Below are 12,857 nucleotides of genomic sequence, written 5' to 3'. Positions count from 1 at the left end.
TCCATGGCAAATAACACTCAGAGCAAGAAAAAGAAGAACGCCTGGGGGCTTGCAGCAATTCCTGTGCTGCCCCTCGTCATCGCGCTGTTCTTCTTGTGGACGTGGTTCCAGCCCCAGTCGGTGGATACCTCCGAAGGCCTTCAGATCCTGAAGGAAGCTCAGATCGAGCGCGTGACCGTCAATGACGGCACACAGCAGGTCAACCTGATGCTGAAGGACCCGTGGACACACAAGGCCGCCGGGGCCAATGATCGTGAGCGCAGCCTTGGACGTTCGATCTCTTTCACCTACGCGCGCACGCAGTCGCAGACTATCGTCGATGCAGTAGAGAAGGCCTCGCCGACAACCGGGTGGAACGCCTACTATCCACAGTCTTCGCTTCTGGGTTCGACCTTGGTCATGGTCTTGCCGCTGCTCATCGTCATGGGCCTCTTCTGGTTCTTCATGGGTCGAATTGGTGGCGGGCGGATGATGGGCCCCTTCAGCCAGAGCCGCACGAAGGAATTTAACCAAGAACGTCCGAATGTCACTTTCGCGGATGTCGCGGGTGAAGATGAGGCCGTTGAAGAACTCGAAGAAGTCCGCGAATTCCTGATTGCCCCCGAAAAGTTCCACAAGGTTGGAGCCCGCATTCCCCGAGGCGTCCTGCTTTACGGTCCTCCCGGAACGGGTAAGACTCTGCTGGCAAAGGCAGTCGCAGGAGAGGCCGATGCCCCCTTCTTCTCCATTGCCGGTTCCGAGTTCCTCGAAATGTACGTCGGTGTTGGCGCCTCGCGCGTGCGCGACTTGGTCGCCCGTGCCAAGAAGGTTGCCCCCGCGATTATCTTCGTCGACGAAATCGACTCCATCGGTCGCCACCGTGGTTCGGGATATGGCGGCGGCTCCGATGAGCGCGACCAGACTCTGAACCAGCTCTTGGTTGAGATGGATGGCTTTGATGATTCCTCGAATTTGATCTTCATCGCGGCAACAAACCGTCCCGATATTCTTGATCCGGCGCTGCTGCGTCCGGGACGCTTTGACCGTCAGATCGCGGTTGAAGCCCCTGATCTCAAGGGGCGCGAGGCCATCTTGCGTGTTCACGCCGAAGGCAAGCCGCTGACCGATGACGTCAACCTCCACACGATCGCGAAGCGCACGCCGGGCTTCACCGGCGCCGACCTTGCCAATGTTTTGAACGAGGCCGCGCTGCTGACCGCTCGCTCCAACGCTGACCTGATCGATAACCGTGCCATTGACGAGGCCATTGACCGCGTGATCGCCGGCCCGCAGAAGCGTACCCGCGTGATGAACGATCACGACAAGCTGGTGACCGCCTATCACGAAGGTGGCCACGCCCTGTGTGCTGCTGCTCTTCGATACACGGACCCGGTCACGAAGGTGACGATTCTTCCGCGGGGTCGCGCTTTGGGCTACACCATGGTGCTCCCGACCGAGGATCGTTACTCCAAGACCAGGAACCAAATTCTCGATGATCTGGTCTATGCGATGGGTGGCCGCGTCGCCGAAGAACTCGTCTTCCGTGATCCTTCCACCGGCGCCTCGAACGATATCCAAAAGGCCAGCGCACAGGCACGTGCTTTGGTCACCGAATACGGTATGTCCGATCGCATCGGTAATGTGCGGCTGAGTGCGGACGAATCCGATCCTATGACCGGGTATGGAATGGGCCGCGGGAATGAGCGCGCATACTCAGACGAATTGGCATCCATCGTGGATGAGGAAGTTCGCAAGTTTATGGACGCGGCAACCCGCGAAGCATGGGAGATCCTGACGAAGAATCGTCACGTCTTGGACCGCCTCGCTCAGCGCCTTCTTGAAGAAGAAACCCTGGACGAAACCCAGCTGGCTGAGATCTTCGCCGATGTCATCAAGCAAGATGAGCGTCCCGTGTGGAATTATGGCGAAGAGGCTGCCATCGATGGTGCAGTCATGGGCAACCCCATTGAGATGCCCGGTGGCGACCGCGCGAAGTTTGATCCGAATTCGGATCCCAGCGAGGCAGCGGCAGGGCCTGCGATGACGCTTGATGATCCCGCCGGGGGAGTGCAACCCGAGGAGAATGCTCAGTGACCTACGATCAGCACGGCGTTGAGGATGCTTCCCGCGCTCTTCTTGAGGCAGTGGGGGAGGACATTACGCGCGAAGGTCTGCGTGATACTCCTTCGCGAATGGGGCGTGCGTGGCGCGAGCTGCTCAGCGGTTTGGAAGAGGATCCCCGCGATCACCTGAAGACCACCTTCGAAGTGGGGACGGACGAAATCGTCATGGTCCGTGATATCCCCTTCTATTCCGTGTGTGAGCATCACCTTCTGCCTTTCTACGGACACGCGCACGTCGGCTACATCCCGAAGGGCGGTCGCGTGACGGGGCTTTCGAAGCTCGCGCGCGTTGTCGAGGGCTATGCTCGTCGTCCCCAGGTTCAAGAGCGCCTCACCGCGCAGATCGCTGATGCGATTGATGAGGTTCTTGCCCCGCAGGGCGTCATTGTCGTTGTCGAGGCCGAGCACATGTGCATGACCATGCGCGGTATCTCCAAGCCAGGCTCCTCAACGGTAACTTCCGCTCTGCGCGGGATCGTCAAGCGCGATGCAACGCGGGCGGAAATGATGTCTTTGGCCTTGGGAGGGGTCCGTCGATGACGTCTCACGAGGCCGCCTCCGCTTGGGCGCTCGCGGGCGGTGCGCGTCCGCCTCGTCTTCCCAAGGGAATCACGCTTCCTACTGACCGGATGCTGGTCATGGGAATCCTCAACGTGACTCCGGATTCCTTCTCCGATGGGGGGCGTTTCTTTGACCCGGGCGCTGCCTTCGAGCACGCGGTCCAGATGGTTGAAGCCGGCGCCGATCTTGTTGATCTTGGCGGCGAGTCGACGCGTCCGAATTCTCAGCGCATCAGCGAGGACGAGGAGTGGGAACGTATTGGCGCGACCATCCAGCGCCTGACTGAGGCGGGGATCGTCGTTTCGGTTGATACTCTTCACGCGATCACTGCTCGCCGAGCCGCAGATGCTGGCGCCGCAATCATCAATGACGTCAGTGGGGGGCGCTGGGATCCGCAGATGAACGCTGCGGTTGCCAAGACCTCGTGCGCCTACGTGATCCAGCACTACCGCGCGCTTCCGGGTATGCCCGAAGAATCCTTCGATTACGGGGACCAGCCGATTGCCGTGGCGCTACGTGAGCGCGTGGGAAGCCAGGTTCGCGATGCTCTCGAGGCCGGTGTTGAGCCTGAGCGAATCATCGTCGACCCGGGACTGGGTTTTTCACTTAATAACGAACAATGCTGGTCTCTCGTCGCGTCGCTCCGGATTTTTGCGGAGCTTGGGTACCCTGTTCTTATAGGTGCGTCCCGGAAACGCTTCCTCGGTCAGTCCCCCCTTTCGGACCGAGACGAAGCAACTCTCGATATTTCTCGGCGCGCGCTTTCAGACGGGATGTGGGCTGTCAGGGTCCATGCCATAGACCAACAAGCGAGGCTTGTGCGTGCAGGGAGGTGAGGGCACGGTGGGACAGCTCGATGTCATCGCATTACGCGGTATTTCAGCGCAGGCTGTCCACGGAGTCCTCACGAAGGAGTGGAACGCTCCTCAATCTTTCTCGGCTGACATCCTCCTGTGGGTCGACACCGATCAAGCAGCGCTCAGTGACGATATTGCCGACACCGTCTCCTATGCGGAAATTGCCGAAAAAGCGCACGCAATCCTCAGTGGTCCTTCGGTTCGACTGATTGAAACGCTGGGGCATCGGATTGCAGACGTCGCAATGGAAGATGAACGAGTGCGTGGCGTTGAGGTCACCATCCATAAGCCCGATGCTCCCATTGATGTTCCTTTCGCTGATGTCTCGGTGACGATCCGTAAGGGAAATATCCCCCTACCTTTCGTCGCGGCTTCTCATGATCTTCCTTTCGATGGGCCGACTTCGGAAGAAGAGAAGCCGGCGCCGCCCAGCGGTCCGATTGCGCCTGAAACTGGCGCAGATGAAGAGTGTGATACCCCCAGCGCTGGCGTTGAAACAGTTGCGGCCCCCAGCGCGGAGTCAGATGCTGTCGCGCCAAGCGAAACTACCTCGGAAATTGAACTCCCGGCGGAGCCTGTCAAACACTCACACCGCGGTGCCTACGCTGCCGATGATCGCCCTCCGACATGTGACGTGGTCCTAGCCTTTGGTGGAAACCTGGGGAATGTACCCGTCACTTTGAAGAGGGCCATCGAAGAAATCTCCCAGTGGGACAACGTTGATATCACCACTGTTTCCCCGCTGGTACGTACCCGTGCGGTATTACGGCCGGGTCAAGATGCCCAGCCGGATTATTGGAATGCCGTTGCTCTGGGAACAATTACTCTTGCCCCTCTGGATTTCCTTGATCGCATCCACGAACTTGAGGCGCGCCTGGGACGCGTGCGCCACGAGGTGTGGGGCGCGCGCACCATCGATATCGACGTCATCGATATCAAGGGAGTGACATCGGATGATCCGCGCCTGACGCTGCCTCATCCGCGAGCACACGAGCGAGCCTTTGTTCTTTCCCCGTGGCTCATGGCAGACGAAAATGCAGAGCTTTCGGGATACGGCCCTCTTGCAGATCTCATTGCCCAAGCGCCCGACCGAGGTGGAATCCTCGACGCGGTTGCCAATTGGATGGAAGATTCCGAGTCGGTCATCGCTGATTCAGACGAATTACTCGAAGAATTGCGTCTGCCCCGCCTGGAACAGGCCGAAAAGCTTCGTCCCCTCAAGCTTGAAACGAATGGTATTTCAGTACGTCCAAGCCGCCTGGACATGCTTCCCGAGGCATCTCGTTCCGATCTGGCTCCCGACGATGAAGGTACGGATTTCGTCTGGAAACAGCTGTGGAACCGTTGGAGTTCCCCGGTGGATTCGGTCGAGTCTCGCCACGTTGAGCTGTCAAAGCCTGCAGCCTCGCAGCCTTCGGTAACGTCGGCCCCCACGACTGCAGCGTCTTTTGAGCCCACAACCGGTGATCGCCCGTCGCATGAAGCTGATTCACTCGTTCCGCCCAGCATAGCTTCATCGAATGAGGCGCCCATTCAGCTTGCAAGCCGCCAGCTCCCGGCACCCGCACCGCTGAACGTTCCACCGCTGAAGCCTTCTCGTCTTTCCGGTCAGACAGATAGCTCCGCTTCGACCCAGCTCACTGAAGGAATGGTCTCTTTGGCGCCTCGTCGCCCCATTCCCACGGCTCATGTCGAACAGCCCACGGTGGTGCGCCGCCCCCTCTTCGAGCGCGTGCAGAGCCGTGAGTCGGAGATCCCGAGCGCCTCCCTTGAGGTTGCCCCAGAACCTCCCACGATTCAAAGCACGGACCCGCAGGAAGAGGCTTCTCCCTCAACCTCGCCGATTACCGCGGAAGTTCCCTTGAGCCGCAGGAAGCGCCGTCCTCGCTGGCGTCCTGTGACCGAGGAGGGAACCGGTATTTCCACGGCTAATTCCCCGCGTCCTTTCCGTGCTCGCACGGATCGTTTGGCCGCGCAATCGCACCGCGCTAAGCCCTCGCACCGCGCGCCCGAATCCCAAGATTCAGCATCGAAGACCGCTCAGCAGACCTCACCCGTTTCCGAGGCCGACGCTCAGCAGCCCCGCCGAAGCTCACTTTTCTCCCGCCGACCCGAGCAGGCCTCGGCGCAAGAGAAAACCAAGGCTCAAGGAGACGCTCAAGCGCAGGACGCTACGGCCTCGCGGCGCACCCCTGCAACGCGCGCGCTTCCGGGCTGGACTTTCTCCGAGGACGTTCGCGTGGTCGATGACTCCAGCGCACTGACCCCTCGCGAGGCGACTTCGACCCCTCAACCCAGTCTTCCCCCGCGCTACAGCCACGTGCTGGATCCCAAACTTGCCGATACCATCGATCAGGGGCCGGCACAGGAAACGGGACCGCAGACTCCCTCCTCAAGTGTTCGTCGCAATGTGACGATCCGTCCCAGTGTGACCGGCCAGATTCCTGTCTTCCGTCGTCGCCCTGAGGACTCATGAAACCGCTGAGTATTGTTCTTCTTGTCGCCGAGGCAGCTGCTGCCTCGGCGCTTGCAGCTGCGGCCACTGCTGTTGCGATTCGCTTGGGACAAGGCCCCTGGATTATCCATCCCGCACTCGCGTTGGTTTTCGTTGTTGTTGCAGGAATCCTCGTGTGGCTTGGCCTGCAGGTTCGTCGCTTCCGTGCTCATAAGACCACGTGGATTGATGCCGTTGCAGCCTTGAGAATCGCAATGTTTGCACGCGCGAGCGCTCTGGTGGGAATCCTCAGCAGCGCAATTATGGTCGGGATGTCTCTTGCTTTCTTCACGCGCTGGGAAGCTCAAGCCAGCGTTTATGCGGCAATTTGCGGCCTGATTTGTGCGCTCGGTGCCTGTGCGTGGGGGACCGCCGGGATCATTGTTGAACGCTGGTGTGTCATCGATCCGAAGGATGACGCCAAGGAAGGCGAACAACGAGCACACGGAGCCAAGGGAACACTTGGGGCTTCGAGCCGCGTGGGTGCCGGTAGTGGAAAGTCGCAGGGGGCGATCTAATGGCACAGCGTTCTGCACGATCCTCGTCGAGGCCCGTGCGTCCCTCGGGTCGCATTCCTTCTCAGCAGGGGAAGAAACGAAGTGCTGCCCGGCCTGCGCAGGTTCCGACCTCGCTGTGGGTGAGAAGAATCGTCACAGGACTGGGTTTACTTCTCATCGTCGCACTTCTTATTTGGGGGATCGCAAAGGGAGTCGCGGCCTTGACGAAGCCCAAAGAGGCAGAGCCCCAACCACAGCCCACCAGCGCGCAGCCTACACCTACAGCAACAGCGACGGGCGCGGCCTCGTTGAAAGACGGAGAAACTGCAAGCAGTGATGGCATCGTTGATGCCGATGGACGTGTCCGGATCCCTGCGTGTGCACCGGCGGATCTGACGGTTCGTCCATCTGTATCAGACACCTTGGTTGGGCAAACGCAAAATGTTTCTGTTGCGATCGAAAACCGAGCAGGGGTTGCTTGCTCCTTTGAATTCGGGCAGATCGATCTAAAGATTCTCAGCGGTGACGAGACTGTTTATGACGGATCAAAGTGTCAGCGTGATCGCACGAGTGCTACTTTGCTCTTGGTTCCGGGGGACACCTGGAATGGCGGTTTGAGCTGGGATGGAGGACTCTACTCGGGGTGCACTCCTCGCGATGGGAACTCTGATGGTGCGACCGATCCCGCTCCTGCTGGTACCTATCGTGTGCAATTGATGCTCGATGGGAAGACCGTTGGAGACGAGAGAGTCTTCACAATTACGCAGCCCGCGCCAGCCACTACCGAGGCGACGCCTGCGCCTTCCGAATCAGCGCAGTCGCAGGGGGATTCGCAGCAGGGCGAACACGAATAAGCGGCTACGTTTTACCAGCCGACGATTCCCGTTGCCGCCATTGAGAACTGATTCTCAAGAGTTTCACGGATGAGCTTCGCGCGGTAGGGGCCAATACCTTCGATCTGTTGGAGGTCTTCGACGCTGGCTTCGCGCAGGTCTGCAAGATTCTCCCAGTGGCTGGTGATTTCCTTGATGACATTCCACGGGAGGCGGGGGACTAGGGACAGAGCCCGGACACCACGGGGTTGGATCATGCGGTCCAGATCGGAAGGATCGTAGACGCCAAGCCCCAAAACGTTTGCGATAGCCGCAAGATCGACAAGACGGTCACTGGCAAGCTCAGACAAAGCAGCTTCGGCGGTCGCCACGGCCGAAGAATCCCTGATGTAATCACGCAGGACCAGAGCGCGCTCCGACCCGGCTCCGCGAACCAGATCATCAACCTGCAGGGCGAGAAGACGTCCTTCCGAACCGAGTTCTTCAAGGTACTCGTTAATTTCAGACGTGATGCGGCGGATCATTTCCATGCGCTGCATGACGGTTGCGACATCGCGAATGGTCGCCGAATCACGCATTTCGAGGATTGTGAGCGTCTGCAAAACTTCATCGAGACGCTGGCTGTAACGATCCAAGGTGTCAACCGCGAGATTTGCACGCGAGAGCAAAGCCTCAGGTTCTTCGACAATGTGGTGGTATTTACCGACGTAGATCGAGATCAAACGCATGGATGCGGAAACCGAAAGAACAGGAAGGTGCGTTTGATAGGCAGTGCGCTGTGCAGTACGGTGACGCATTCCCGATTCGTCGGTCGGAATGGACTGGTCGGGGAAAAGCTGGACATTTGCCTTGCGAATTCGCCAATTCGTTGGGTCGATGATGACTGCGCCATCCATCTTGCATAATTCGCGCAGACGAGACGCGGTGAATTCCACGTCCAAATCGAAGCCGCCTGAGCACAGCTCTTGGAGTTCAGGAGAAAAGCCGAGGACGATCAGTGCGCCCGTGTGGGAGCGCTGAATGCGTTCGAGACCCTCTCTCAGCGCAGTTCCGGGCGCAATGTCCTGTAATGCGCTGCGCAAGAGTGCGGCATCTGATGTCATGAATCCAGCCTTTCAATGCGTGATCCCTGCTCTAAGTGTATTAGACGGATTCTTGCAATGAGCGAAGAAACTCAGCGGATTGCGGCCCGTAGTGCACTTGCCAGATCAGAAATGGGCAAGACAGTAATGCCCTCCACTCCCATGGCCTCTTCGCATCCTTGTGCAGGAATGATCGCGGTTGTGAATCCTAAGCGGGCAGCTTCTTGAACGCGTCGTTTCACTCCCGTACAGGCCCGTACTTCACCCGTCAAACCGACTTCGCCGAAAGCAATGAGCGCGCTGCGAGTAGGGATTCCCCTGACCGCCGAGACAATGCCGATGGCAGTAGCAAGATCCGCAGCGGGTTCGCTGATTCGAGCTCCTCCGACCGTCGAGGCGTAGACATCGCAATCAGAAGTATCAATTCCGAGCCGCGCCTGCAGGACTGCCAAGATCATGGCCACGCGCGAGTGGTCAACGCCAACCGTTGTTCGACGTGGGGACCCGGCCGAGGTATGAGCTACGAGAGCTTGGATTTCAGTGGGGAGGGGACGGCGCCCCTCCAAAGTGACAGTGACGCAAGAGCCTGGGACGGCAGATTGTGACTGTGAGAGGAATAAGCCAGAAGGATCTGTCAGCCCGATAATTCCGGTGTCACTGAGCTCGAAACAGCCCACTTCATCGGTGGGACCGTAGCGGTTCTTAACGGCCCGCAACAGCCTCAACCGCGTGTGACGGTCCCCCTCGAATTGGCAGACCACGTCGACAAGGTGCTCTAACAAACGAGGCCCCGCGATTCCGCCATCCTTGGTGACATGACCAACCAAAAGGATCGGAATGGAGCGTTCCTTGGCAACGCGGATCAGCGCGCTGGCAACAGCCCTTACCTGAGCCACGCTTCCCGCACCGCCATCGAGCTGATCCGATTGCAGCGTTTGGACAGAGTCAACAATGACGAGGGAAGGGCTCGTTGCTTCGATGTGGCCAAGCGCCGTGGACAGCGATGTCTCATCGGCAAGGAAAAGCTGAGGGTGGAGTGCGCCGATACGTTCCGCGCGGCCTCTAACCTGCGAGGCGGATTCTTCCCCCGTGATGTAGAGGACCGGGGCCGCGCCAGCGCAGGTCGAGGCAACCTCTAAGAGAAGCGTCGACTTGCCAACACCCGGTTCCCCGGCAAGGAGGATGACGGCTCCGGGGACAATCCCGCCTCCGAGGACGCGGTCAAATTCCCCGATACCGGTGGCTTTGCTTCGTGCCTTCTCTGCACTGATGTCATTGATGGGCAGTGCAGGCTGGCGCGGGGTAGTGACAAGCGTTGTTCCGGGAGCCTGGACAGTGGGACCGGATTCTTCCATCGAGTTCCACTGGTGGCACTCGCGGCACTGTCCGACCCATTTGGGTGAGGTCCACCCGCATTCGCTGCACCGGTAAACGCTTTTCTCTTTAGCCATGTCCCTACGCTAAACCACGCCGGGTGCATCTGCGTCCAGTTGTGGACGCAGACAGAAAAATTACTAGGCGCAATAGATCACGGACGATTGGCGAAGTACTCCAGCAGACGCGTATCACCCGAGACAACGATGACGTCTTCTCGATTAATGCGCGTCGTGGAATCCGCATATTCGAAAGGCGCGCCGGGACGAAGGATACCCAGCACGTTCACGCCGTAACGGCCTCGCAAATCAAGCTCGCTTAGGGTGAAGCCACAAACTTCTTTAGGGGGACGCAGCTTCATGATTGCGAAGCCGTCCTTATCCATTTCGATGTAGTCGATCATGCGTCCACCCACGAGGTGAGCGGTGCGCTGACCGGCATCGAATTCGGGGGCAACAACGTGGTGTGCGCCGATGCGACGCAAGATACGGCTGTGCTCGCGCGAGATTGCCTTGGCCCAGATATTGGTCATGCCCAAGTCGACAAGGTTTGCCGTGATGAGAACGGAAGCCTCCAGAGAGGAACCGATGCCCACGACTGCCGAATGAAAGTCGCGCGCACCCAGCTGGTTGAGTGCTTCCATTGAGGATGCGTCGGCCTCGACAACGGGAATGCGACCGGAAAACTGCTGGACGCGACGAGAGTCTTTTTCGACCGCCAATACCTCATATCCGAGCTTTTCAAGGGTCAGCGCGACGGCTGAACCGAAGCGTCCCAAGCCAATGACCAGGGTTCCCGATGAGAGGTCCTTATCTTCTGCCATAGTCGTATTCTCCCACGCGCATGCGGTTTTGGTTGGAATCAATAAGGGACGAGGCCGGGCTGGGGCTAGCCGATGAGGGGAGTTTCTGCGGGGAAGCGAATGGCACGAGGCCGATCGCGCAGGGCGAGCGCGGCCGCGAGAGTCATTGTTCCGGTACGTCCGGCGAACATGAGTGCAGCCAGTACGTACTTTGCCAGTGCCGGGAGCGCGGGGGTGATCCCCGTTGAAAGCCCCACTGTCGCAAAGGCAGATATCGATTCAAAGAGGACGACATCCAAGGTGTAACCGGTCAGTGAGAGCAGGATGACCGTCGAGAGGCCGACAAGGAGAGAACCCATGAGAGTGACCGCAACCGCGAGGCGAAGAACACCGTGGGAAATGCGGCGGCCGAAGACCTCGATGTCGCGATCGCCTCGTGCCTCTGCAGCAGCAGCGAGCAAAAGAACCACGAAGGTGGTGACCTTGATGCCGCCTGCCGTTGACACGGAGCCGCCACCGATCATCATGAGCACGTCTTGGATGAAGTGGGTCTGGGGGCGCATCTGCCCGACGTCGAGAGCGGAGAGCCCGGATGAGCGAGCGTTCACTCCGCCCAGAAGCGCGTTGAGAAGCTTCGAGGAAACATCGAGGTCACCCAGCGTTGAGGGGTTGGTCCACTCTGTGATTGCAAGGGTGATGGTCCCGAAGAAGGTCAGAAGAATGTAGGTCGAAAGTGTGAGCTTTGTGTGGAGCGCCCACTTCGACGGGGTACGCCAATGCTGCGAAAGATCGAGGATCACCGGGAAACCGATAGCGCCCACGAAGGTCCCCAGAATAATCGGTCCGAGCATCCACCAGTCATTGTGATAGGGGCTGAGGCCGCCACTGAGAATCACAAAACCAGCGTTATTGAAAACCGAAATTGCCATGAACATTGCGTGGAAGAAAGATTCCACAAGTGTGTCGTGGCCAAGAGTGATGAAGCGTGGGAGGAAGGCGAAGGTCAGAACGATCTGCGCGCTTAAGGAGGTAAAGATGACAGCTTTGAGGAGCGCTGTCAGTTGCCCCATGCCACTTGATTTTGTTTCGACTGTCGCGAGCATGCGCTGGGTGAGGCCGAGCTGGCGTGACACTGCGTAGCCCAAAATGGTCGCGAGGGTAACGACCCCCAAGCCGCCGATGAAGATACCCAGCGCGATGACCGACTGGCCAAAGGGTGACCAATATGTTGCGGTATCGACGACGGTTAAGCCAGTGACGCAGACGGCAGAAATTGCCGTAAAGAGAATATCGATGAAGGGTGCGCGTTCCGTCGAGGCTGTTGCAATGGGGAGCGCAAGAAGCGAAGTAATAAAGGCAATGAGCATGACGAAGACGATCAATGCCAGCCGAGCGGGAGAATAACGAGCTTGACGAGCAAACCATACGCGGAAGCGCATCCATGGTCCCGAGTCTTCAAGAACCCGAGGACTCACTCCACGCGGGTAAACAACGGCGGGAGAGGGACGATCTTCGGAAGCAAGTGGCGCGGTCGAATAGTCACTCGAACGGTGCTCAAGAGCCCGAGCATGGGAGCTAGGAGAATGTCGACGGGGTATCCCGCGACGCACGCCTCGGCGTCGGTTAGAACGAGCCATGTCACCTCCCGTTTTCACTCGTTAACACTCATCCTAGTGCCCCAAAAGTCTAACGCCTGAAACGTTTGTGAATAACGTGACACAGGTGGCTGAAGTAATTACATGAAATTGAAGTGGAGAAAGTTGCATTTTGGGGGAGTGAATCACGTATCATAGGACGGAAATAATCTTTGCACGTCTGGGAGTCATCAATGGATCAGCACTCTGCCCCGCGTTTTATGACGGTATCTGAGGTGGCGGACATTATGCGCGTCTCGAAGATGACTGTTTATCGTTTGATTCACAGCGGAGAGATGCCGGCAATTCGCGTAGGCAAGAGCTTCCGCGTACCCGAGTCGGCTGTGGGACAGCTGATCCGTGCCGGTCTGACTGATCACATCGATGAACGCGTTGCGGGGATTAACGGGTAATATAAACCTGCTGTGCCTTTTGGCACCTGACGTCAGGCGGTAGTCACCTCTGCCGCACCTACACACTCGAGGGAGGAACCCCATGGGCTCCGTCATTAAGAAGCGCCGCAAGCGCATGGCGAAGAAGAAGCACCGCAAGCTGCTGCGCAAGACGCGTCACCAGCGTCGCAACAAGAAGTGATCTTCTTGAAGGGTCCCTCCACAGGTG

The 12,857-nt window shown here is 58.6% G+C and carries 12 protein-coding genes; 8 read left to right on the top strand and 4 right to left on the bottom strand.

Annotated elements, in window-relative coordinates:
- Positions 1-3 precede the first annotated feature (3 nt).
- From ftsH to BQ8011_RS00730, 6 genes are read left to right on the top strand one after another with little or no spacing between them, the layout of a single operon-like run.
- Entirely contained in the window at positions 4-2,073 is a 2,070-nt protein-coding gene (ftsH, locus tag BQ8011_RS00755) for an ATP-dependent zinc metalloprotease FtsH (protein ID WP_072456679.1), read from the top strand.
- The gene (gene folE, locus BQ8011_RS00750; protein WP_034502385.1) at positions 2,070-2,642 is read left to right on the top strand and encodes a GTP cyclohydrolase I FolE; all 573 of its coding nucleotides are present in this window, start codon (positions 2,070-2,072) and stop codon (positions 2,640-2,642) included. Before ftsH ends, folE begins: the two co-directional genes overlap by 4 nt.
- Entirely contained in the window at positions 2,639-3,499 is an 861-nt protein-coding gene (gene folP, locus BQ8011_RS00745) for a dihydropteroate synthase (RefSeq protein WP_231945323.1), read from the top strand. Before folE ends, folP begins: the two co-directional genes overlap by 4 nt.
- A 7-nt stretch (positions 3,500-3,506) precedes the next feature.
- Entirely contained in the window at positions 3,507-5,996 is a 2,490-nt protein-coding gene (folK, locus tag BQ8011_RS00740; RefSeq protein ID WP_231945322.1) for a 2-amino-4-hydroxy-6-hydroxymethyldihydropteridine diphosphokinase, read from the top strand.
- Entirely contained in the window at positions 5,993-6,532 is a 540-nt protein-coding gene (locus tag BQ8011_RS00735) for a DUF3180 domain-containing protein (RefSeq protein ID WP_052040876.1), read from the top strand. Before folK ends, BQ8011_RS00735 begins: the two co-directional genes overlap by 4 nt.
- Entirely contained in the window at positions 6,532-7,365 is an 834-nt protein-coding gene (locus tag BQ8011_RS00730) for a phage prohead protein (RefSeq protein ID WP_231945321.1), read from the top strand. Before BQ8011_RS00735 ends, BQ8011_RS00730 begins: the two co-directional genes overlap by 1 nt.
- 11 nt (positions 7,366-7,376) lie before the next feature.
- Here BQ8011_RS00730 and disA read toward each other — a convergent pair whose 3' ends face one another.
- The 4 genes from disA to BQ8011_RS00710 form a co-directional block, all read right to left on the bottom strand.
- A complete protein-coding gene (gene disA, locus BQ8011_RS00725; protein WP_034502381.1) occupies positions 7,377-8,447 on the bottom strand; it encodes a DNA integrity scanning diadenylate cyclase DisA in 1,071 nt (356 codons plus the stop codon).
- 71 nt (positions 8,448-8,518) lie between these two features.
- A complete protein-coding gene (gene radA / locus BQ8011_RS00720; RefSeq protein ID WP_072456673.1) occupies positions 8,519-9,877 on the bottom strand; it encodes a DNA repair protein RadA in 1,359 nt (452 codons plus the stop codon).
- 77 nt (positions 9,878-9,954) lie between these two features.
- Entirely contained in the window at positions 9,955-10,623 is a 669-nt protein-coding gene (locus tag BQ8011_RS00715) for a potassium channel family protein (RefSeq protein WP_034502375.1), read from the bottom strand.
- 65 nt (positions 10,624-10,688) lie between these two features.
- Complete coding sequence (locus BQ8011_RS00710) at positions 10,689-12,239, bottom strand: TrkH family potassium uptake protein (RefSeq protein ID WP_072456670.1); 1,551 nt, start codon at positions 12,237-12,239, stop codon at positions 10,689-10,691.
- Positions 12,240-12,430: 191 nt separating this feature from the next.
- Here BQ8011_RS00710 and BQ8011_RS00705 point away from each other — a divergent pair, with 191 nt between their 5' ends.
- Together BQ8011_RS00705 and BQ8011_RS00700 are read left to right on the top strand one after the other, a co-directional pair.
- Entirely contained in the window at positions 12,431-12,649 is a 219-nt protein-coding gene (locus BQ8011_RS00705; protein ID WP_009408561.1) for a helix-turn-helix domain-containing protein, read from the top strand.
- Between the two features lie 82 nt (positions 12,650-12,731).
- A complete protein-coding gene (locus BQ8011_RS00700; RefSeq protein WP_003792170.1) occupies positions 12,732-12,830 on the top strand; it encodes a 30S ribosomal protein bS22 in 99 nt (32 codons plus the stop codon).
- Positions 12,831-12,857: the final 27 nt, after the last annotated feature.

Source organism: Actinomyces marseillensis (assembly GCF_900155605.1).
Classification (GTDB): domain Bacteria; phylum Actinomycetota; class Actinomycetes; order Actinomycetales; family Actinomycetaceae; genus Pauljensenia; species Pauljensenia marseillensis.
This window is presented reverse-complemented; position numbering and strand designations above follow the sequence as displayed.